Here is a 21,320-nt window from a genome sequence, read left to right on the forward strand (position 1 = left end):
GGGGCGCACGGTATGCCGGGGCCGCGGTGACACCGGATGAGGCCGCATGGCCGATCGACTACAGTGGCCTGCCGTGAAGATCGCGTTGATGGACTCCGGTATCGGCCTGCTCGCGGCGGCCGCGGCAGTGCGCAGGGCCCGTCCCGATGCGGATCTCGTCCTCTCCAGCGACCCCGAGAGCATGCCCTGGGGGCCGCGCACCGCCGACGACATCACCGCACACGCCCTGGCCTGCGCGAAGGCCGCGGGAGCCCACGAGCCGGACGCCCTGATCGTCGCGTGCAACACCGCATCCGTGCACGCCCTCGCGGCGCTGCGCGAGGAGCTGGAGCCGGACCTCCCCGTCATCGGCACGGTGCCCGCGGTGAAACCGGCGGCGCAGGGCGGCGGTCCCGTCGCGGTCTGGGCCACCCCGGCGACCACGGGAAGCCCCTACCAGCGGCGCCTCATCGCCGACTTCGGCAGGGAAGCCCAGTTCACCGAGGTGCCCTGCCACGGTCTGGCGGACGCCGTGGAGACGGCGCAGGAACACGCCATCGACGTGGCAGTCGGCGCCGCCGCGGATCTCACTCCGAGCGGTGTGCGCGCCGTCGTCCTCGGGTGCACGCACTACGAACTCGTCGGCGAACGCATCCGCGCGGCGCTCACGGATGCGGACGGTGCGCCGCCGGTGCTCTTCGGCTCCGCCGACGCGGTCGCCGCCCAGGCCCTGCGCAGGATCGGCACCGCCCCCGACCCGGGCGCCGCCCCCACCGGCGGGCTGACCGTGCTGCTCGGGGGGAGCGCGGCCAGGCTGCCCGAGGTGGCGAACACCTACGCCGAGGGCCGGCTCCTCGCGGGCGCACCCGTGACGCCTTGATCCCGGGCCGGGCCCGGTCCGGCGCAGTCTGAGCCCCATGAGCGGGCAGACCCAAGCCCCGCCCCGGCCTCCCGCAGTCCGGACCGGCGGGCGGCCCACCGCCTGCCAACCTCCTGCCAACCGCCTGTCTCCCCGGCAGCCACGTGCTCGTCCACGTGCGGGTCACCGTCGACAGCGACGCTCTGGAACTGCGCCGCGGACACGCCGGGGTGGCTGCGGCGCCGCGTCCCGCTTCCCACGTCCCGGCCGCGGAGGTCCGCCGCGTCACGCGACATCAGTGGGGTGGCCGCGGCTGCAGGGGGCGCCCCGGCAAGCGCAGGGCGGTCGTCGTACGGCGCTGAGGGCGTGGGCTGCGGCGGGAGTACGGGCAGACGTTCACCTTCTCCGCGGACGCATTCACCGGGGAGGCCTTCACCGTGGACGACGCGGAGTCGGCGGTGCGGGCGATCCGCGGGCAGCTTTCCCGGGGAGGCGGCTCAGCCGAGCCGCCTCGCACAGGCGATACCTGCGAGGAGCCCCGCCCCGGCCGTCACCTGCGTGAAGCTCAGGGCGTTGCCTATCGCCGCGAGAGCGGCCAGCGCCGAGAGCGCCGCCCCCGCCGTCAGTGCGACAGGCGTGGGCCGGGGTGAGGTCCACAGCGCGAACAGCAACCACCCGAAGGCCGAGGCGAGCAGAGCCAGCCCCGGCAGCCCCTGTTCGGCGGCGACCTGCAGGGGAGCGGAGTGCGGCTTGCCGTCGGGCGGCGCCGCTTCGTCCGCGTGCAGCGTGCCCTGCGCCGTGAACGCCGCCGGCGCCGCGCCGGTGCCCGTGTCACGTGCCGTACCGCTCAGGTCCCGGAAGGTGTCGGGCCCCGCGCCGAAGAGCGGGTACTCCCGCGTGATGGCGATGGCGTCCCGCCACAACCCGACCCGGTGGGCGGTCAGTTGCTCGTGCAGAGCGGCCGACGCCCCGCGCGGCTGCTGGTCCTGTGCCACCGCGAAAGTGACGCCCGAGACGGCCGCGGCGGCCAGCGTGAGAGCCGCCAGGTACGCGGGCCGCCGGCGAATCCCTCCCGCCACGAGGGAGCACAGCAGCACGCCCAGGGCTGCCGCGAAACCGACCGGGGTGCCCACGAGCAGGGCGCACAGTACCGCCCCGGCCGCCAGCAGCCGCATGCTCCGCCGCACGGCAGGCACCGGTGCCGCCCAGGCTGCACAGCAGAACGCGCCGACCGAGAGCGTGAGGAGCGCGGCCGTCACACCCGAACGTCCCGCCGGGCCCGCGAAGTCGATGCCGCCCGGGATCAGGTGCAAGGACGACGGGCCGAAGAAGGCGAGAACGACACCCAGTGCTCCCGCCCCTGCGGCCGCTCCGACGGGCAGCAAGGAGCCCATGATGCGTCCCGTGGCGTATCCGGCACCCACCGCGAGCACGGCGAGCAGCAGCCCTTCGGGCCGCGCGTCCCTCCCCGCGGCCGTGACCAGCGCCCATGCGGCACACGCCCCCAGTACGAGCACACCTGTGACGTCGGCGGTGCCGTTCTCGCGTTCGCGCACCCCCGACGATCCGAGCACCGGCGACGTCATCCCCTGCGACCCCCCGAAACCGGCGCGGCCCGTACCGCCGGCCGGTCGGCTGCGGCGCGGGCTGCGACTTCGCGGCTCAACGGTAATGCGTGAGACGGGAATTGTGGATATCCCGTACCCGAGTGATGTTCCTCCGGTGAACGGTGACGGGGCGACGGCACACCCCGACCCGATACGCTCGGGATCATGGCGACACCCGAATTCATCCGCAGAGTCCGCGCCGCCGCAGGCCATCAACTGCTCTACCTGCCGGGCGTGAGCGCCGTCGTGTTCGACGACGAGGGGCGTGTGCTGCTGGGAAGGCGGGCCGACACCGGGGACTGGTCGATCATCGGCGGCATCCCCGAACCGGGTGAGCAGCCTGCGGCGGCGGCCCGGCGTGAGGTCGAGGAGGAGACGGCCGTGCGGTGCGTCGCCGAACGAGTGGTCGCGGTGCAGGCGTTGGAGGAACCTGTCACCTACCCCAACGGCGACGTCTGCCAGTTCATGGACATCTCCTTCCGGTGCCGCGCCACCGGGGGAGAGGCCCGGGTCAACGACGAGGAGTCGCTGGAGGTGGGCTGGTTCGGGCTGGACGCGCTGCCGCCCATGAGCGAGGCCGTCGTCAGCCGCATCAAACAGGCCGCGGGCGACGGCCCCACGTGGTTCGAGGGGATCGGCCGGAGCTGACCGGGGCCGGGCGCCGTGCCCCCGGTCACGGGCCGTCGGGGGCCGAGGCCCGGCGTTACGTTGGAGTGGAGGGCTGCTCGGGGGAGACGACCCGAGGAGACGAGCATGACCGGCACCCTGGAACGGCTCGCGGGCGAAGGCGTGGCTCCCTGGCTGGACGATCTGAGCCGTGAGCGCCTCGTGAGCGGCGGGCTTTCCCGGCTGGTGAACGAGCAGGGCGTCGTGGGCATCACCAGCAATCCGACGATCTTCGACAAGGCGATCGGCTCCGGGCTCCACTACGACGCGCAGATCACCGATCTCGCCCGGCGGGGCGTCGGCGTCGCCGAGGCGGCCCGGCTGCTGACCGCCTACGACGTGCGCTGGGCCTGTGACGCCCTGCGCGGCGTCCATGAGGCCACCCACGGCGTGGACGGACGCGTCTCGATCGAGGTGGCGCCGCAACTGGCCCGCGACACCATGGCGACCCTCGCGGAGACGCGGGATCTGTGGTGGCTGGTGGACCGGCCGAACCTCTTCGTGAAGTTTCCCGCCACCCGCCAGGGGCTGGGAGCCATCAGCGCGGCCCTCGCCGAGGGCATCAGCGTCAACGTGACCCTGATCTTCTCCCTCGACCGCTACGACGAGGTGATCTCCGCCTTCCTCGCCGGAATGGAAGGGGCGCGGGCCGCCGGTCGCGACCTGTCCTCCATCGCATCGGTGGCGTCCTTCTTCGTCAGCCGGGTCGACACCGAGACCGACAACCGCCTGGACAAGATCGGCAGTTCACAGGCGCGGACGCTGCGCGGCCGCGCAGCCATCGCCAACGCGCGGCTCGCCTACCGGCAGTTCGAGAAGGCCCGTGCCGGCGACCGCTGGCGGGCACTGGAAGCGGACGGAATGCGGCCCCAGCGTCCGCTGTGGGCCTCCACCGGCGTGAAGGACCCGGCCTTCGACGACACCCGTTACGTCGTGGAACTCGTCGCACCGGACATCGTGAGCACCATGCCCGAGGCGACCCTCCGCGCGGTCGAGGACCACGGGGAGCTCAGAGGCGACACCGTCCACGGCACGTACGCGGAGTCCCAGCAGATCCTCGACGACCTCGACGTGGCCGGTGTCTCCTATCACGACGTCGTGGCGACTCTTGAGGAAGATGGCATAAGGAAGTTCTCGGACTCCTGGCGGGACGTTTTCGGCACGGTGGAGAAGGAACTGCGCACCGCGTCCTCGAAGGGCCGGCGCGCCTGACACCCCTTCGCAGCGCCGGCAGCGCCGCCGGACCGGGGAAACCGACCCGCGCCGAGGGGTTCCCTGCCGCAGCGCCCGATCGTCACCGAGGAGCAGAACATGGCCGTGAACTCCCCCTTCGTGATCGTCGGAGCCGGACTTGCCGGCGCCAAGGCCGCTGAAGCGCTGCGCGAACGGGGATTCGACGGGCCGCTGGTCCTGGTGGGCGACGAGCACGAGCGTCCCTACGAACGTCCGCCGCTGTCGAAGGAGTACCTCCAGGGCGCATCGCCCCGTGAGGACGTCTACGTACACTCCCGCGACTGGTACGAGGACAACGGCGTCGAGTTGCGGCTCGGCGTCCCCGTGACGTCCCTCGACCCCGGTGGCCACGCGGTGACTCTCGCGGACGGCAGCTCCCTCCCGTTCGCGAAGTTGCTGCTGGCCACCGGCTCCTCGCCGCGCAGGCTGCCCGTGCCGGGCGAGAACCTCGACGGCGTGCACTACCTGCGGCGGCTGGCCGACAGCGACCGCCTGAAGGAGACCTTCCGCACCGCTTCCCGGATCGTCGTCATCGGCGGTGGCTGGATCGGACTGGAGACCACCGCCGCCGCCCGCTCGGCAGACGTGCAGGTCACACTGGTGGAGGCGGCGGAACTGCCCCTGCTCGGTGTTCTGGGCCGGGAAGCCGCCGAGGTCTTCGCCGGTCTGCACACCGAGCACGGCGTGGATCTGCGCTGCGGCACACACGTCACGGAGATCACCGGCGAGGACGGCCACGTCAGCGGCGTGCGGCTGCGGGGCGGCGAGCGGATCGAGGCCGACGCCGTGATCGTCGGCGTCGGCATCACACCCGACACCGGCCTCGCCGTACAGGCCGGGCTCGACGTGGAGGACGGCATCCGCGTCGACGCCGCCCTGCGCAGCTCGCACCCGGACATCTGGGCCGCCGGCGACGTCGCATGCGCCCTCCACCCGCTGCTCGGCAGGCACATCCGCGTCGAGCACTGGGCCAACGCACTCCACCAGCCCGCCACGGCTGCCAGATCGATGCTCGGTGAGGACGTGAGCTACGGCAGGCTCCCGTACTTCTTCACCGACCAGTACGACCTCGGCATGGAGTACACGGGCCATACCGGACCGGGCGGATACGACCAGGTCGTCTTCAGAGGAAGCACCGCCCGCCGCGAATTCATCGCGTTCTGGCTCAGGGAGCGCCGGGTACTGGCCGGGATGAACGTCAACGTCTGGGAGGTCACCGACCCGATCCGTACCCTCGTGACGTCCGGTCTGCCCGTCGAAGTGGCGAAGCTCGCCGATGTGGGCGTTCCCCTGACCGAGGTCTTCGCGGAAGGCTGACCACCGGCGACGAGGAGGGCGGCGACCCCCGGGTGCGGGGCGGCGGACGCCGGTGAGCAGCGTGCACATGGTCAGCGAGGGAGAGAGCATCACGTGCAGGAGAGCCAAGAGCAGCAGGGCGGCGAGGCGGCATGCTGGCTCAACCAGGTGTGCGAGGAGTGCGGCCGGGTCAGGGAGGACTCCTCGCGTCCCGGCTGCGAACACTGCGGCCACGACCCGCGGGGAACCCGTACCGCCGCCTCCGGACGCGGTTCACGCCGGCGCGACCGTGACTCCGAGGGCAAGGCCCGCAACGCGCGGCCGCGCGACGGGCTGGGCCGGCCCCTTCCGCACGGCGAGCAGGGCGTCCCGCGCGCGCCCGAGGGCGTCGTGCGTACCCCGGAGCGGACGCTGGAGGAAGCTCAGCGGCTGCTCGACGACGGCATGCCCTTCCACGCACACGAAGTGCTGGAGGACGCCTGGAAGAGCGCACCCGAGGCGGAAGCGCCACTGTGGAAGGGCCTGGCGCAGCTCGCCGTCGGGATCACCCACCTCGCCCGCGGGAACACCAAGGGCGGCGCACGGCTGCTGCTGCGGGGAGCCGAGGGCATCGAGCCGTACGGGAGTTCTCCCCCTCACGGCATCGACGTGGCAGGACTCGCGGACTGGGCGCGCGCCACCGCCGAGGGCGCGGAGGAGACGGGCCGGCCGGACGCGGACGGAAAGGCGGCCGGGGAGCCGGCGGCTCCCGGCCTCCGCAGGCAGGGCTGAGCCGGCCCGCGGAACGGCCGCTCACACCTTCCGGAAGTGGTAGGCCTCCTCGGCGGCCGCCGCCACCGCCGCCAGGTCCGCACCGCCCGCGGCGGCGACCACCGCGGCGATCGCCCCCTCGACGAGCGGGGCGTCCACCAGCTGGGCGGTCTCCGGCAGTTCGTCTCCCTCGGCCAGCAGTGCCTTCACCGTCAGCACGGCGCTGCCGAGGTCGACGAGGATGGCCACTCCGGCCCCCGTGTCGACCCTGTGGGCAGCCTCGCTGATGAGTTCCGCGCTGGTGCCCAGGGAGCCGTCCGGTCCGCCGCCCGCGCCCTCCACAGGCGGGCTGTCGTCCCCGGCGGCGAGCCCGACGGTCAGGCGTGCGACGGAGTCGGCGACCTCCTTGCTGTGCGAGACCAGGACGATCCCGACCTTCGGCCCGGTCCTCCCCGTCGCGGCCCGGGCCGGAGCCTCCCCGCCGGCGGGGGAGGCCCCGTGCTGCTCACTCATCGGCGACCGCCTCGGCCAGCGCCGCGAAGAGCAGCGCCGAGGAGGTCGCGCCCGGGTCCTTGTGCCCCACGCTTCTCTCGCCCAGGTAGCTCGCCCGGCCCTTGCGCGCCCGCATCGGCACAGTCGCCAGTGCGCCTTCACCGGCGGCGGTGCGCGCCGCGCCGTAGGGGTGCGGTCCGCCCGCGGTCAGGGCCTCCACGCCGGGATAGAGCGCGTCCAGCATCGTCTTGTCCCCCAGGGCGGCACCGCCCAGCTGCGCCACGGCGTCGACACCGACGCGCAGCGCCTCGGCCAGCTGATCGCCCGTCACCCGCTCCGCGTCGCCGAGGGCCTTTCCCGTGCGGCGCAGCAGCGTCCCGTACAGCGGACCGGACGCGCCTCCGACGCTGGAGACCAACTGACGCCCCGCGAGCACCAGTACGGCCCCGGGCGCCGAGGGTGAATCCTTGCCGAGAGCGGTCACGACAGCGGCGAATCCGCGCTGCAGATTGGTGCCGTGGTCCGCGTCCCCGATGGCCGAGTCGAGTTCGGTGAGCATGTCCGCGTCCCGTTCCACGGCAGCGGCGGCGGCGGTCAGCCAGCGGAAGGCGATATCGGCGTCCAGCTCATCGGTCAGTTCGGTCAAGACAACTCCCTCTCCAGGACCGGGTGCCGTTCCCGGAACGGCGACCGCGGCCCCGCCCGGTGCTCGTGACGCATCCTCAGCAACCCCAGCGCAGTCCCGGCGTGTTCACCGGCGCGTCGTACAGCCGCAGGATCTCCTCGTCGGCCCGGCACAGTGTCACCGATGCTCCCGCCATGTCCAGCGAGGTCACGTAGTTGCCGACGAGGGTGCGGGCGACCGGCACCCGGCGCTCGTCCAGGACGCGCCGCACCTCGGCGCAGAAGCCGTACAGCTCCAGCAGGGGGGTGGCGCCCATGCCGTTGACGAGGACGAGCACGGGACCGTCCGGCTCCAGGTCGCTGAGGACGGCGTCCACGGCGAAGTCGGCGATCTCGCCGGAGGTCATCATCGGGCGGCGCTCACGGCCGGATTCTCCGTGGATGCCGATGCCCAGTTCCAGTTCGCCGGCGGGCAGGTCGAAGGTGGGGCTGCCCTTCGCGGGTGTCGTGCAGGGGGCGAGTGCCACCCCGAAGCTGCGGGAGGAGCCGGCGACCTGACGGGCGATCGCCTCGACACGTTCCAGCGGCGCGCCCTCCTCCGCGAGGGCTCCGGCGACCTTCTCGACGAAGAACGTCGCGCCGGTGCCCCGGCGTCCTGCGGTGAACTCGCTGTCGGTGACGGCGACATCGTCCTCGACGAGGACCTTGCCCACCTGGATGCCCTCGTCCTCGGCCAGCTCGGCGGCCATGTCGAAGTTGAGGACGTCGCCCGTGTAGTTCTTCACGACGAACAGGACGCCCTTGCCGCTGTCGACGGCAGCGGCGGCCCGCGTCATCTGGTCGGGAACCGGGGAGGTGAAGACGGCGCCGGGGCAGGCCGCGTCCAGCATGCCCCTCCCGACGAAGCCGTTGTGCAGCGGCTCGTGGCCGGAGCCTCCTCCGGAGACCAGGCCCACCTTGTCGGCCACCGGGGCGTCACGCCGCACCACGACGCGGTTCTCCACGTCGACCGTCAGCTCGGGATGCGCGGCGGCGATCCCCCGGAGGGCGTCGGCGACGACGCTCTCCGGCACATTGATCAGCATCTTCATTGATACCTCCGAGTGAGCGGAACACTGTTCCACTGGCCAGTATTACTACAGGTGGGAGCCGGAAGCGCGACCGCGTCGTCCGCCCGTCCCGGGTGCGGGCAACGGGCCCGCCGGGACGGGCGCCGTGACCGGAACCCGTCCTGACGTCCGGTCAGGAGGTCCCCGTGCGCCGGGCCAGGACCCGGAGCGGCCGCACACCTACAGACTGCCGCACGGAGAGGCCGCCGCGGTGGTCCCCGCCGGTGCTGCGGCGGGTCTCCTCGCGCGTCTCCTCGCGTGGCACGGATCCGGAAGCGCCGCAGCCGTCAGCCGAGTTCGAGACTCGTGACGCCGAAGACGCGCTCCGCGCGCGTGCCGGGCGGGTCGCCCTTGTACATGCGGACCGTCTCGGAGCCGAGTTCCAGTCCACGGCTCGTGGCCAGGCCGACGGCCGCTGCGTGAGTCTCCGGGATGTCGATGTGCACCTCGTCCTCCGGGCCGAGGTGTGCGATGAGCGTGTCGAAGACGGCCTCGGCGATCTGCGGGGTGTCGGCGAAGAGCGGCCCGATGCGGTGGCCGTTCCTGGCCTGCCGGATCACGCCGTAACCGGCCGGCTCGCCGTTACGTACGCAGACGTGCGCGCGGTGCCCCGGCGCGCTCAGCCACCGGCCGAGGAACGCCTTGCGGGGCGCGGGGAAGCAGGTTTCGTCGTATGCGGCGATCGCCTTGAGGTGATCCTCCGTCACTGGCTCCACGGAGGGCGAGGGGACGCCCGGGGAAGCGGGACGCCCGCCGTAGCGGCCCGTGCGGTAGGCAGCGGCGAAGCCCGAACGCCGGTAGGTCTCCTCCTGGGCGGGGACCGCGTCGAGGCCGATGGTCCTGCCGTCGGCGTGCGGCACGGCCGCCTGCCAGGTGGCCATGCCGATCCCCTTGCCCCGCAGCGCGGGATGGACCAGGTAATAGCCGAGGAAGGCGTATTCGTCGGAGTAGTTGACGACGGAGACGGCCGAGACGGGCCTGCCGTCCTGGCGCCCCAGGAAGAACCCGTCCGGGTCCGTCGGATGGAAGCAGGCCGTGTCGCCCAGGCCCGGGTTCCACTGTTCCTCGGCCGCCCATTCCTCGACCTGGAGCCATTCCTCGGCCGAGGCGCGCGTGACGCCGAGTCCGGCGGCGTGGCCGCCGTGGAGCGGGCCGGCTCCGGCGGTCCCGGCTGCGGAGGGTTGATGGGCGGCGTCGTCCCCGAGAGGTTCCATGCCGTGTGTCCGTCCTTTCCTTGGAAGGTCGCGGCGGCGGACCGGCACCGCACGGCCCGCCGGCGCTGCGTCAGATCAGGTCCATGGCCGCCACTTCGTCGGGACGGCCGTAGCTGACGGGGCCCTGGAAGCGCCTGCGGGCGGTGGCGAACCACCACACCGTCGCGATGATCAGGACCACGGCCAGTGCGATCGGGGCGTAGTTGAACGTCGTCGCGGTGATCGGGGAGGCGTGCGGCAGCATGAACAGGACGTTGCTGACGAGGATCCACGCCACCGCGACGATCCCCACCGGCTTGCCCCAGCGCCCCAGGTGCCACGGACCGGGCTGGAAGTCGCTCAGGCGCAGCCGGAGGTAGATGGGCACCGCGTAGGCGAGGAAGAGTCCGACGACGTTGACGCTGACGATCGCGGTGAACGCCGTCTTCGACCACCAGCCCGGGACGACCAGGACCAGGGAGCACGCCGCGGCGAGCCACACGGCCTTCACGGGCGTGCGGGTACGCGGCGAGACCGAGTGCCACCAGCGGGAGCCGGGCATCGCGCCGTCACGTGAAAAGGCGAAGATCTGCCGCGTGTTGCTGGTCATGTTGGCCAGACCGCAAAAGAGCATTGCGCCGATCACGATGAGCAGCAGAAGCCTGGCCGCGCCCGTGCCGACCGAGTCCAGGAGAATCTGCACGGGCGGGGCGTCCGCGGCGGCCTCCTTGCCGTAGTCGCGGATCGCGAAGACGAGCGCCAGCATGAGGACGAAACCTGTGATCGCGGAGTAACCGATGGCACGCATGATGCCACGCGGCGTGTTCACCGTCGCCTGCACCGTCTCTTCGGACATGTGGAAACTGCCGTCGAAGCCGGTGAAGGTCCAGCTCGTCACGAGCAGGCCGAGCATGCCGCCGTAAAGGGCGCTCGTGAAACCGGTGTTGTTGGCGAAGTGCGTCACGAAGGACGCGGACTGATGGTGCTCGGGCATCACTGTCAGTGCGGTGACGATCACCACCGTTCCGGTGAGCAGCCACCACACCGAGACGCGGTTGAGTACGGCGACGAGTTGCACCGTGTAGGTGTTGGCCAGGCCCTGGAGCAGAAGGATCACCGCGGTGATGAGAACGGTGCGCTGCCCTGTGACCTCGTAGGAAGGCCACTGCATCGCCAGGAACGCCTGGATGAAAGTGGCTGCCGCGTAGCCCGTCGCCGCCGTGCCTCCCACCTGTCCGACGAAGTTCAGCCAGCCCGTGTACCAGGACCATGCGCCCTTGTTCTTCTTTGCGAGCTTTCCCGCGGAGAAATACAGCGCGCCGCTCGTCGGATAGGCCGACGCGACCTCTCCCATCGACGCTCCGATGAAAAGAACCATCATCGAGACGCCGATCCAGCCGAATACCAGGACCAGCGGGCCGCCCGCATTCATTCCGAAACCGAACGAGGAGAAGATCCCGGAGATGACGTTGATGATGGTGAAAGAGATCGCGAAATTGTCGAACGCGCGGAACCGGCGCGTCAGTTTCCGCGGATAACCCATCGCATGCAGAGTGGCGTCATCGTCCAGGGTTGCAGGCGCTTCGCGCTGACGTATTCTCGTGCGGCCTGCGAAGGCGGAATCGGGCACGGTCGGCCTTTCTTGTGCGGAATGCGGGAAAAGACGTCGCGGCGACCGGTGCCGGTCGTGCGCGGACGCCCGGTTCGGGGGCGGGCCCCGGCGGAGGCGGGGCGGCGGGACGGGTCATCTCAGCGCGAGCCCGGTACGGGGAGCCCGCAGGCGAGACGTGCCTTGCAGAGCTGCTCCTCGGGATCGCCGAAGGCGCTCCACGGCATCCGTGAGGCGTAGGGCCCCATCGCCGCGAAGACGGCGCGGGCCTCGAACTCGCAGTCCGCCATGACAAGTGCGTGTGCCAGGTAGGCCAGGTCCAGTACGGGCGTGAACTCGTAACCCGTCACCTCGGGCAGCCAGTTCCGGTACGCCCCCAGCGCCGTGGCCTTCCACTGGGGCTGTTGCCATGTGCGGCCGGCCAGGAGCGAGTCGGGGTCGTGCTCCTCGATCAGGGCCACCAGCGGCAGCAGCCTCAACGCCGAGGACGCCGGGGCCCGTTGGCCGAGAAAGGCGGCAACGTCCCATGCGGCCTTGCCCGATCCGCCGTTGCGGGCGAAGAAGAAGGACAGCAGCCGGTGATGGGCCTCCCTGTGCCACGGATCGAGCCGCACGATGTGGGAGAAGAGCGACCAGGGGCCCTCCGGTGAGGTCAGCAGTCCTTGCGGTGCGGGGTCCCGGGGGCGCTGGAGACGGGCGAGTGAGAGCTGGGCCACCCACGGCGTGGGGTCTCGGGGGGCCATCAGCGCCGCCCGCTGGCACGCGGCGAAGGCGATGCGGCCGAGGTCACCGGCGTGGCGGTCCTCGGCGTCGGCCGCGCGCAGCGCGCGCAGCGAGGAGACCCGGGCCCACAGCAGCGCCGCCTCCCTGCCGGGCTCCTCGGCGAGCCAGCGTTCCGCGAGGTCGGAGTCGCATGCCTCGGAGGCGAGAACGAGTGAACGGTGGGCGCGCAGACCGAAGTTGCGACGTGCGTCCCTCAGTACCTCGTTCGAGCTGAGGTAGCGGCCCGCCCGCACATCCACGCATGCCCGCGCCAGCTGACGGTCATCGGCCGCGGGGTGCCATATGTACTGCCCCTCGAAAAAGCCAGCGGTCATGCTCTCCTGCCGAATCTGCTGTTCCTGCCGGTGCCGTCCCGATATGCGCGATTCGGGCACGCCGAATTCGACCGGCACGAGTCCGGTACCCGGCAGCAACGCACACCCTACTCAGCGTCATGAGTGACCGGAACCACTATTCCTCATCGCTCCCGGCCGGGGAGTCACTTCTTCTGTCCGTTCCGCACCGGATTTCCCGTAGTGGCGGCGGGCCGGGCATGTGCTGAGCGCATGCCGGTCCGTCCCGTCACCTTTTGCGCCGAGCGGAGTTGCTCATCCTGAGCCCTGCGCGCCTCGGATGCTGCACGGCGCGTCCGCCGGACCGCGGGAGGTGGATCCCTTCTTCAAGTGGCGTACCCGGACCGCCTGTTCGAAGAAATCGCACAGGAATGGCATGCGGTTGAAAAGTCAACTGGTGTGCATGCCACGGAAGTCGGGTGCGTGAGCCCCGCACGCGGGTGACCGCCTTCCCCGGGGCCGGATCCCTCCCTGTGTCGGGGGAGCCGGAGAAGACGCACTTCCTGGTATTTTCCGGGCCAATCGGAGCAGGAGGAGGCGCGTGATGGGGCTGGCTGCTCCACTGTGGGACGTGCACAACCATCAGGGCTGGTCCCAGCTCGGTGAGTTGGGCCTGGCGCTGGTCCTCTCCACGCTCATCGGCTGGGAACGGGGCTCGCGTCAGAAGAGCGCCGGACTGCGCACACACGCGCTGGTCGGCATCGCGAGCGCCCTGATGATGCAGATCTCCCAGTTCGGCTTCAGCAGCGTGCTGGGTGCCGAGGACGTCTCCTTCGACCCCTCCCGCGTCGCCTCGCAGATCATCACCGGCATCGGGTTCATCGGCGGCGGGCTGATCTTCGTGCGCCGCGACGCCGTGCGCGGCCTCACCACCGCTGCGACGGTCTGGCTCACCTGTGCCGTGGGCATGGCCTGCGGCGGCGGCCTCGGCGTGCTGGCGGCGGTGACGACCGCGCTGCACTTCCTCGTCATCCGCGGCTACCCGCTCGTTGCCGCGCGGCTCTCCACGGGGCCGGGACTCACGGAGTCCACGGTCCGGCTGCGCTACCGCACCGGAGAGGCCCTGCTGCCCCGCCTGATGGAGATGTGCACGAACCGGGGGTTCCATATCCTCGGCGTCAGTGTGGAGAGGCTGCCGCGGTTCGAGGAGGTCTCCGAGGCGGAACGTGCACACGCGCGGGAGACCGCACGGGTGGCTCTCCGGCTGGAGGGCAAGGCGGACGTGCGGACGCTGGCGTCGGAGATGTTCCACACCGCGGGAGTGCTGGGCATGGAGGTGACGACGGACTCCGATCCGGGGGAATGAACGTGTGGCCTCGGCCCGGGACATGCTACGAAGAGGCATGCCTGCCGCCTCCCGCGCCACATCGCCGAACGCCTCCGACGACTCCTCCGCATACGATGCCGTCATCGTCGGCGGAGGCCACAACGGTCTCGTCGCCGCCGCGTATCTCGCACGCGCCGGCCAGAGTGTCCTGCTGCTCGAACGCCTGGGCCGTACCGGCGGAGCCGCCGTCTCCGAGCAGACCTTCCGGGGGGTCGACGCCCGGCTCTCGCGCTACTCGTACCTGGTGAGTCTGCTGCCGCAGCGGATCATCGACGACCTCGGGCTGCGCTTCGCCGTACGCAAGCGCGGCGTCTCCTCCTACACGCCGACCGTGCGCGACGGGCGGCCCACGGGGCTCTTCGTCGGCGACGGCACGGCCCGCACCCGGGAGTCCTTCGCCCGGCTCACCGGAGGGGAGAGGGAGTTCGAGGCGTGGGAGCGCTTCTACACCATGACGCAGCGAGTCGCCCAGAAGGTCTTTCCCACCCTCACCGAACCGCTCCCCACCCGCGAGGAGTTGAAGAGGCGGATCGGCGAGGACGACACGTGGGAGGCGCTGTTCGAGCGCCCGCTCGGCGAGGCCGTCGAGGAGTACTTCACCGACGACCTGGTCCGGGGCGTCGTGCTGACCGACGGGCTCATCGGCACCTTCAGCCATGCGCACGACCCGTCTCTGCTGCAGAACCGCTGCTTCCTTTACCACGTCATCGGGGGCGGCACCGGCGACTGGGACGTGCCCGTCGGCGGCATGGGTGCGCTCACCGACGCCCTCGCCGACGCCGCACGCTCCGCCGGTGCCCGGATCCGTACCGGGCACACGGTGCAGCGCATCGACACCGACGGCACCACCGCCGAGGTGCGCTACCGCACCGACGAGGGGGAGGGCACGGTGGCGGCCCGCCGCGTCCTGGTCAACGCCTCACCACAGGCGCTGTCGCAGATGCTCGGCGGGGAGCAGGGGGCGGCGTCCGGGGCCGGGCGGCGCGGTGAAAGCCCCGTCAGCGGCTCGCAGTTGAAGGTCAACATGCTGCTGCGGCGCCTTCCCGGCCTGAAGGACACCGCCGTCGACGCGCGGGAGGCCTTCTCGGGCACCTTCCATGTCGCGGAGGGGTACGAACAGCTGGCCGAGGCCCACCGGCAGGCGGCGGCGGGAGAGCTGCCGGGGGCGCCTCCCTCCGAGCTGTACTGCCACTCACTCACCGATCCGAGCATCCTGGCCCCGGAACTGGCCGCTGAAGGCTTCCAGACGCTCACCCTGTTCGGGCTGCTCACTCCCGCCGAGTGCTTCGAGGCCGGGAGCGCCTCCGAGCGGGACGCCCTGCGTGACGCGGCTCTTGCCCGTACGCTCGCCGAACTCGACCGTCACCTGGCGGAGCCCGTCGGCGACTGCCTCGCACACGACGCCGACGGCAGGCCGTGCATCGAGGCGAAGACTCCCCGGGATCTCGAAGGCGAACTGCGGCTGCCGGGCGGCCACATCTTCCACGGGGACCTCTCCTTCCCCTGGGCCGCCGAAGAGGGCGGTGGACGCTGGGGGGTGGAGACGGCGCACCCCAACGTGCTTCTGTGCGGCGCCGGTTCGGTACGCGGTGGCGGTGTCAGTGGCATCGGCGGGCACAACGCCGCGATGGCGGTGCTGGAAGCCGAGGGCGGCCGGGTGGCGGCGCAGGTGCGGTGAGTGCTCCGACCCGGGCGCCGCCGGGCCGGGCCGCCGGTCGCCGGTTTCTGCCCGGCGTCGTCTGCCACGCTTGCAGAAGGACATGGAGGCCGTGGCCGAGCGCATCCCGCTCGGCACGTTCGTCACCGTCGAGGACGGCGGGCACATGGTGCACGAGCAGCGTCCCAAGGAATTCGCCGCGGCCGTGCAGACGTTCCTGGCGGGCGGCGCCCCGGCACGGTGACCACCCGTGCCCGTGGCGGCTCGCAAAGCGGTACCCACACCTCTAGAGTGATTGTTGAAGAGCAAATCACTTCTGCAGGGAGGTCCGTGATGGCTGAGCCCGAGGGATCGGCACTGGAGGAACTGCGTACCCGGCGGGAGACCCTGCGGGAACGCTATCTGCGCGCCGCCCCCGGCCGGCCCGCCACCACAGCCGCCGGCGTCCACCACGTCGCCTTCATCTGCCGGGACGTGGAGGAGACCATCCGCTTCTACCAGGACCTGCTGGGCTTCCCCCTCGTCGAACTCGTCGAGAACCGCGACTACAAGGGCTCCACGCACTTCTTCTTCGACATCGGCAACGGCAACCTGCTCGGCTTCTTCGACTTCCCCGGCCACGACCACCCGGAGTTCGCCGAGACCGTCGGCGGTGTACAGCACCTGGCGCTGTCGATGACGGACGAAGCCCACTCCGCGGCCCGCAGCGCCCTCGACTCCGCGGGCATCGAGTACGCCGGTCCGGACCGCGGAGTGGAGGAGAGCCTGTACTTGAAGGACCCCAACGGCGTGCCCGTCGAGCTGTACCGGGAGCGGCTCGGGGTCTTCAACGGCAAGAAGATCGTCTGAGGACGCCCCTGCGACCGGCCGCCGGCCCGAATCCACATCGGCACAGCTCTGTCCGCTGCCCCTCGCCGCTCGTTACGCTGAAGCCCCTTCCGATGAGAGAAACAGGAGGAGCGCACGTGGCCGAGCGCACCACCACCAGCACCGCGACAAGGCCGGACCTCGATCTCACCAACGCCCGCTGGCAGTCGGGCACCCAGCAGATGGGCGGCGTCGAGATCGCCTTCGTGGAGGGCTACATCGCGATGCGCAACGGCCGCACACCCGAGATCCCGGCGGTCATCTTCTCGCCGGGGGAGTGGAACGCGTTCGTGCTCGGTGCGCGCGACGGACGCTTCGACCTCACCTGACACCCTGCTGCGGCGAAGCCCAACGCCTGTGCGCGCTGCGGCAGTTCACGCTCACAGCGTTGCCCGTGAGCCACCGGTCGCCGTTAGCCGCTGCGCCGCAGTGGACGGGCTCCCGGACGCGGGTGCTTGTCCACCGGCCGGCCGCGGAGGCACCCCGCCGGAGCGCACGGGCGCCGGCGCGGACGGCAGGCCCACGGGCCGCAGCCTGCGCCGCCTGCACCGTCATGGTGACCTCCCGTACCTCCAAAGCGGCCGGCCCGGAACCGCCTGCTTCCGGGTCAGGTGACGGTACGGCTCACAGGCTCCGGATCGGTGGCAGTGACAGGTCCGTGACCATGATGAGACGCCCCCGGGGAGAGGCACGCCGTGGGACGTACCATGTCCGCATGTCCTTCCTCCGCCGTCGCAGCGCGTCCGTGCCCGCAGGTCCGGACTTCGATGTCCTGGCCATGGACCCGACCGACTGGCCCGGCAATCTCGGTGCGGGCCTGCTGCCCGCACCTGACGGCACCTGCCAGGGCGTCTTCCTGCGCTACGACCTGTTCGGCGGCCGCGGCCCGGCGATGATCATCGGCAACCTGCCGGAGGGCTCACCGGCCCGCGAGGTCACCGGCAGCCAGGTGCCCTTCGAGGTGGCGCAGCTGATGGCGGCGCTGGAGAACGACGAGGCGATCGAAGTCACCGGGGTCGAGGACGATCCGGTGATGCACGAGGACAACCTGCTGATCGTGCGCCGCGTGAAGTGCTCCGAGGAGCGCGTCTCGTGCGTGCAGTTCGACCGCAGCGACGGGGTGCTCGTGACCATCGCGAGCTGGGACCGTCCCATCACCAACGACCTCTACGCGCTGCTGAAGCCGCTGCCGGCCGAGATGTTCCAGCACTGACCCGCCCCCGGCCGTCACGGGCCGGAGCCCTCCGGCACCGAACAGCCCGCGCGCCCGCGGCAGGGGCCCGGCAGCCCCGGACGGCACCTTGCCGGTGCCGGCCGCGGTGCCGGGCCCCTGCCGCACTTCCGGAGCCGGATCCGTCAGGAGCGGATCACCTTCACGTCCTCCGCCTTGACGAATGCGACGCGGTGCCCCAGCTGGATCTGGTAGTACGTGAGATCGCCGCGCACCACCTTGAACTTCTCGGCCTCCGGGTCGAACTCCTTGGCGTAGAGATACTCACCGCGCGTCTTGAGCCCCGCGGCGTACGCCTGGCCCGCCTTGATCCGGTAAGGCAGCGGCGAGAGCTCCTGCGCCGGGATGCCCTCCGGGTAGGCCTCCTTCTCCGGGTAGGCCCGCCCGTACACCGGGATCTCGTCCTTGCCGTCCGCGGGGACGATCAGCCTGCCCCGGGCGGGAACCGCCGTGGGCTGCTTCTTCGGGTTGTGGAACCAGGCCTTCTGCCCGAGGTACCAGATCGCCGTCCAGTCGCCCTTGCGGCCGGCCACGGCGTACTGCTGTCCCGTGCTGGCCCGGGCGCCGGTGTCGTTGACGCCGGTGGTGGACTTCCCGCCGGGGTGCAGCCCGATGTCCTGGACCAGCTCCGAGTCCGCGTCGGGCGCGGTGTGCAGGCGCACCGCGCCCGAGCCGTGTGCCGGGCAGGGGTCGCCCGAGTCGTCGCACTTGGTGTACTCCGGGCGGTGCTTGCGGTAGTCCGGCCTGATGGTCAGCAGCTTGCCGTCCGGTGCGCCCTTCGACGTGAACGGCCGTCCCAGCAGCGTGAAGTAGTGCTGCCAGTCGAAGTAGGGACCCGGATCGGTGTGCATGCCGGGGATGTTGGCGCTCGTCACGCCGGGAACGTTGTCGTGACCGAGGATGTGCTGCCGGTCCAGAGGGATGTCGTACTTGTCCACGAGGTAGCGCACCAGGCGGGCCGAGGAGCGGTACATCGCCTCGGTGTACCAGGCGTCGGGATCGGTGAGGAAACCCTCGTGCTCCAGGCCCACCGACTTGGCGTTGACGTACCAGTTCCCCGCATGCCAGGCGGCGTCCTTGCCCCGTACGTGCTGGGCGATGTGCCCGTCGGAGGAGCGCAGCGAGTAGTTCCAGGACACGTACTCCGGGTCCTGGATCAGGTCCATCACGGTGTCCCAGTTGCCCTCGGTGTCGTGCACGACGATGTAGTCGACCGAGGCGGAGGCGGGCCTGCGGGCCTTGTCGTGGTTGCCGTAGTTCGGGTTGCCGTCGTCGTCCGTGTACTCCTCGTACGGGGCCGGCAGCCACTCGCACGACACGCTGCGGGGGCATTCGGGCTTCTGCCCGGGGGCGGAGCGCAGCCCCGCCTGCCCGGTTCCGTCCACCTGTGAGGGGTCCGCGCGCAGAGCGGGGTCGGCGTCGAGCCGCACCCGCTGGCCCGAGTCCGTGGTGCGCTGCTCGCCCGAGCGCATCACGTCGAAGACGTCGTCCGCGAATGCCGTGCCGGTGCCGCGCTCGGACGCGGCCGGAAAGGAGGCCACCGCGCCGTACCAGTCCGCCGGGTCCGGACTCAGGGGACGTCCCAGCTTCTTCTGAGCGGCCGCGAGCAGCGCGGCGCCGCCCCGCAGGTTCGCGGCCGTGGACTCGCGCAGTTCCTTCCGGGTCAGGCCCGTCAGCTTCGCCGCCCGTTCGGCTGTGCGAAGCCGGGCCGGCAGCTCGCCGGGCTTCAGGGCCTCGTCGCCGTCCGTGGCCGCGGCGGTCTTGAGCGCAGGACGTGCCGTGTCACCGCGCGGGTCCTCCGAGCCGGAGCCGAAGTGGCCGCCGTGCGCGGCGGCGGACCGGGCCAGCGCCGTTCGGGCGTCCGTCAGGTGCATCGGTCCGTACCCGCCGGAGACGCTGGGGGCACCGCCGTGAGCGTCCCACCGGGACTGCAGGTAGGACACCCCGAGCAGCACGCTCTCAGGGACGTCGTGGTCCTCGGCGGCGTCCGCGAACTGCTGCTGGAGTCGTGAGGTGCCGCGCTGCTCCGCCGTCGCGTACGGGCCGGCGGAGACCAGCGGGAGCAGCAGGGCCGCCGCGGCGACGCCGGTGCCGGCGGCCCACAGGGCACGCGCGCGGCGTGCGCGCGGCGCGCCCTTGCCGAACGCACCACGGGCAAGGCGTCTGAGCGGGTCGGGAGCTTCGGGAACGGGACCAGAACTTCCGGGTGATCCGGGCAATGCGGCCTCCTCGGTCGGGGCTCGTCGCATGCAAGTGCGAGCAGGCCTCAGAGGTATCGGTTGCCCGACCATCCGTCAATGACCGCAGGAGGAGGAGAAGTCGCACGTCAGCGTGGTGTGTTCGGGAGCACGCGGGGTGCCTGCACCGAGCTGCGGGGCGTCACCTGTCCAGACCGGTGACGCCCCGCAGGTGACGAGCGGATACGGGCCGGAGCCCCCGCTCGCCGGCAGGTTCTACCGCGTGCCCACCGCCGCACGCACCGCACCCCTGACGAGACCGCAGTCGTCGTGCAGCCGCCGCAGCAGCAGTCGTTGCTGCTCGCCGGTCGCCATGGCACCGGGGCGTTCCTGGCCCGCAGGCCCGGCGGCCGGGGCGGGACCGCGCATGGTGCGCTGGACGGCCGACTCGTACGCACGGATCTCGCGCGTCAGCACGAGCATCAGATTCACCAGGAAGGCGTCCCTCGCGGCCGTGCCCTGAGCCTGGGCGACCTGGCTGATGTGCCGGCGGGCCATCGGTGCGTCACCGAGCACCACCCACAGCGTTGCCAGGTCGTAGCCCGGCAGGTACCAGCCCGCGTGCTCCCAGTCGACGAAGGCGGGACCCGGCGGGGCGAGGAGCACGTTGGTCAGCAGGGCGTCACCGTGGCAGAACTGCCACGGCGGGACACCGCCGGTGCCGTGTCCCTGGACGGCCCCGTGCAGCAGCGTCTGCAGATCCCCGAGGTCACGGTCCGTCAACAGGCCCTGTGCGTGGCAGCGGGCGAGCCGTGACGGGTAGTCGATCGGGCGGCTGAACGCCGATGCCGGCGGCTGCCAGAGGTTGAGCTTGCACAGCGCGCCGAGCGCGGCGCGCAGGTCCGCGCGCGGCGGCGTGTCCAGCAGGTGACGCCGCAACGCCGCCACCCGGCCCGGCATGCGCTCGATCACCAGCACGCACTCTTCGGGATCCGCCGCCACAAGCCTCGGCGCCCGCACCGGGGGCCGGTGCCGCACGAAGGCCCGGTAGGCCGCTATTTCGTGCCGGAAGCGTTCGACGGACGTCTCCGCCTTGTCCACCAGGCACTTGGCGACGACGGCGTTGCGCCCGGCCGTGCCCGAGACCAGGACGGACCGGCCGACCCGGCGCAGTACCTGCACCGGGTGGAACTCGGGGCAGATCCGGTGGACGGAGGCGATGGCCGCACGCAGCTGCGTACCGTTCGGGCCGGACAAGTCCAGTCTCCCGCTGACGGATTGAGATCCGGCGCCGGCCGGCTGCCGCGTCCGCACGGCGCCGCTCCCCGGGGCGGACGGCCGCGCCGCGGAGGGAATCACGGGAGATCCGCCACCGTGAGGTGGCATGCCGAACGGCCGGAGCGGTGCGGACACGGCGGACGTCGCTGGATGCATGGTGAGCAGGGTCCCTTCGTACGCCGACGGGTCGCGCGCCCGTCCGGGCCCGCCCGGACGGCGGCCCGGCACCCTGGGGAATGCCTTGCCGTGTT

20 protein-coding genes are annotated in these 21,320 nt (G+C 71.6%); 11 read left to right on the forward strand and 9 right to left on the reverse strand.

The genetic code is table 11. The features are described 5' to 3' along the window. The first annotated feature begins 73 nt into the window (after positions 1-73). A complete protein-coding gene (locus H180DRAFT_RS27045; protein WP_055488773.1) occupies positions 74-859 on the forward strand; it encodes a glutamate racemase in 786 nt (261 codons plus the stop codon). Positions 860-1,335: 476 nt separating this feature from the next. Here H180DRAFT_RS27045 and H180DRAFT_RS27050 read toward each other — a convergent pair whose 3' ends face one another. Further along, a complete protein-coding gene (locus tag H180DRAFT_RS27050) occupies positions 1,336-2,424 on the reverse strand; it encodes an O-antigen ligase family protein (protein WP_079100445.1) in 1,089 nt (362 codons plus the stop codon). Positions 2,425-2,610: 186 nt separating this feature from the next. Between H180DRAFT_RS27050 and H180DRAFT_RS27055 the strand changes: the two genes are divergently transcribed. The 4 genes from H180DRAFT_RS27055 to H180DRAFT_RS27070 all read left to right on the forward strand — a co-directional run bounded on the left by H180DRAFT_RS27055 (position 2,611) and on the right by H180DRAFT_RS27070 (position 6,411). Further along, positions 2,611-3,093 (forward strand): NUDIX hydrolase, encoded by a 483-nt coding sequence (locus H180DRAFT_RS27055; RefSeq protein WP_055488774.1) that lies wholly within the window; start codon positions 2,611-2,613, stop codon positions 3,091-3,093. Between the two features lie 105 nt (positions 3,094-3,198). After that, a complete protein-coding gene (gene tal, locus H180DRAFT_RS27060; RefSeq protein WP_055488775.1) occupies positions 3,199-4,323 on the forward strand; it encodes a transaldolase in 1,125 nt (374 codons plus the stop codon). A 99-nt stretch (positions 4,324-4,422) separates the two neighbouring features. Continuing rightward, the gene (locus H180DRAFT_RS27065) at positions 4,423-5,661 is read left to right on the forward strand and encodes an NAD(P)/FAD-dependent oxidoreductase (protein WP_055488776.1); all 1,239 of its coding nucleotides are present in this window, start codon (positions 4,423-4,425) and stop codon (positions 5,659-5,661) included. 93 nt (positions 5,662-5,754) lie between these two features. After that, on the forward strand, positions 5,755-6,411 hold the full coding sequence (locus tag H180DRAFT_RS27070; RefSeq protein ID WP_055488777.1) for a DUF309 domain-containing protein: 657 nt from the start codon (positions 5,755-5,757) through the stop codon (positions 6,409-6,411). Between the two features lie 21 nt (positions 6,412-6,432). Here H180DRAFT_RS27070 and H180DRAFT_RS27075 read toward each other — a convergent pair whose 3' ends face one another. The 6 genes from H180DRAFT_RS27075 to H180DRAFT_RS27100 form a co-directional block, all read right to left on the reverse strand. Further along, on the reverse strand, positions 6,433-6,903 hold the full coding sequence (locus tag H180DRAFT_RS27075) for a PTS-dependent dihydroxyacetone kinase phosphotransferase subunit DhaM (RefSeq protein ID WP_079100446.1): 471 nt from the start codon (positions 6,901-6,903) through the stop codon (positions 6,433-6,435). Beyond that, positions 6,896-7,528, reverse strand: a complete 633-nt coding sequence (gene dhaL / locus H180DRAFT_RS27080; protein WP_079100447.1) for a dihydroxyacetone kinase subunit DhaL — start codon at positions 7,526-7,528, stop codon at positions 6,896-6,898. Before dhaL ends, H180DRAFT_RS27075 begins: the two co-directional genes overlap by 8 nt. A 76-nt stretch (positions 7,529-7,604) precedes the next feature. Next, on the reverse strand, positions 7,605-8,597 hold the full coding sequence (gene dhaK / locus H180DRAFT_RS27085) for a dihydroxyacetone kinase subunit DhaK (protein WP_055488778.1): 993 nt from the start codon (positions 8,595-8,597) through the stop codon (positions 7,605-7,607). A gap of 305 nt (positions 8,598-8,902) precedes the next feature. Beyond that, entirely contained in the window at positions 8,903-9,829 is a 927-nt protein-coding gene (locus H180DRAFT_RS27090) for a GNAT family N-acetyltransferase (RefSeq protein ID WP_055488779.1), read from the reverse strand. A gap of 70 nt (positions 9,830-9,899) precedes the next feature. After that, positions 9,900-11,351: an amino acid permease gene (locus H180DRAFT_RS27095; protein WP_055488780.1), complete on the reverse strand. Its 1,452-nt coding sequence runs from the start codon at positions 11,349-11,351 to the stop codon at positions 9,900-9,902. 206 nt (positions 11,352-11,557) lie between these two features. Beyond that, complete coding sequence (locus H180DRAFT_RS27100) at positions 11,558-12,514, reverse strand: hypothetical protein (protein ID WP_175437836.1); 957 nt, start codon at positions 12,512-12,514, stop codon at positions 11,558-11,560. A gap of 559 nt (positions 12,515-13,073) precedes the next feature. Between H180DRAFT_RS27100 and H180DRAFT_RS27105 the strand changes: the two genes are divergently transcribed. The 6 genes from H180DRAFT_RS27105 to H180DRAFT_RS27125 all read left to right on the forward strand — a co-directional run bounded on the left by H180DRAFT_RS27105 (position 13,074) and on the right by H180DRAFT_RS27125 (position 17,596). Then, positions 13,074-13,838: an MgtC/SapB family protein gene (locus H180DRAFT_RS27105; RefSeq protein ID WP_175437837.1), complete on the forward strand. Its 765-nt coding sequence runs from the start codon at positions 13,074-13,076 to the stop codon at positions 13,836-13,838. 37 nt (positions 13,839-13,875) lie between these two features. After that, complete coding sequence (locus H180DRAFT_RS27110) at positions 13,876-15,537, forward strand: phytoene desaturase family protein (protein ID WP_055488782.1); 1,662 nt, start codon at positions 13,876-13,878, stop codon at positions 15,535-15,537. Positions 15,538-15,607: 70 nt separating this feature from the next. Next, a complete protein-coding gene (locus H180DRAFT_RS29640) occupies positions 15,608-15,760 on the forward strand; it encodes an alpha/beta fold hydrolase (protein WP_139151454.1) in 153 nt (50 codons plus the stop codon). Positions 15,761-15,849: 89 nt separating this feature from the next. Beyond that, positions 15,850-16,365, forward strand: coding sequence for a VOC family protein (locus tag H180DRAFT_RS27115; protein WP_055488783.1), 516 nt, complete (start codon positions 15,850-15,852; stop codon positions 16,363-16,365). Positions 16,366-16,457: 92 nt separating this feature from the next. Next, complete coding sequence (locus H180DRAFT_RS27120; protein ID WP_107097783.1) at positions 16,458-16,712, forward strand: DUF397 domain-containing protein; 255 nt, start codon at positions 16,458-16,460, stop codon at positions 16,710-16,712. Between the two features lie 386 nt (positions 16,713-17,098). Further along, complete coding sequence (locus H180DRAFT_RS27125) at positions 17,099-17,596, forward strand: hypothetical protein (RefSeq protein ID WP_055488785.1); 498 nt, start codon at positions 17,099-17,101, stop codon at positions 17,594-17,596. Between the two features lie 143 nt (positions 17,597-17,739). Here H180DRAFT_RS27125 and H180DRAFT_RS27130 read toward each other — a convergent pair whose 3' ends face one another. Together H180DRAFT_RS27130 and H180DRAFT_RS27135 are read right to left on the reverse strand one after the other, a co-directional pair. Further along, complete coding sequence (locus H180DRAFT_RS27130) at positions 17,740-19,905, reverse strand: N-acetylmuramoyl-L-alanine amidase (protein WP_254666205.1); 2,166 nt, start codon at positions 19,903-19,905, stop codon at positions 17,740-17,742. Between the two features lie 162 nt (positions 19,906-20,067). Then, positions 20,068-21,225 carry an aminoglycoside phosphotransferase family protein gene (locus tag H180DRAFT_RS27135; RefSeq protein WP_074467035.1) on the reverse strand — a complete coding sequence of 386 codons (1,158 nt, stop codon included), beginning with the start codon at positions 21,223-21,225 and terminating at the stop codon, positions 20,068-20,070. Between the last annotated feature and the right edge of the window lie 95 nt (positions 21,226-21,320).

Source organism: Streptomyces sp. WMMB 322, assembly GCF_900090145.1.
Lineage (GTDB): Bacteria > Actinomycetota > Actinomycetes > Streptomycetales > Streptomycetaceae > Streptomyces.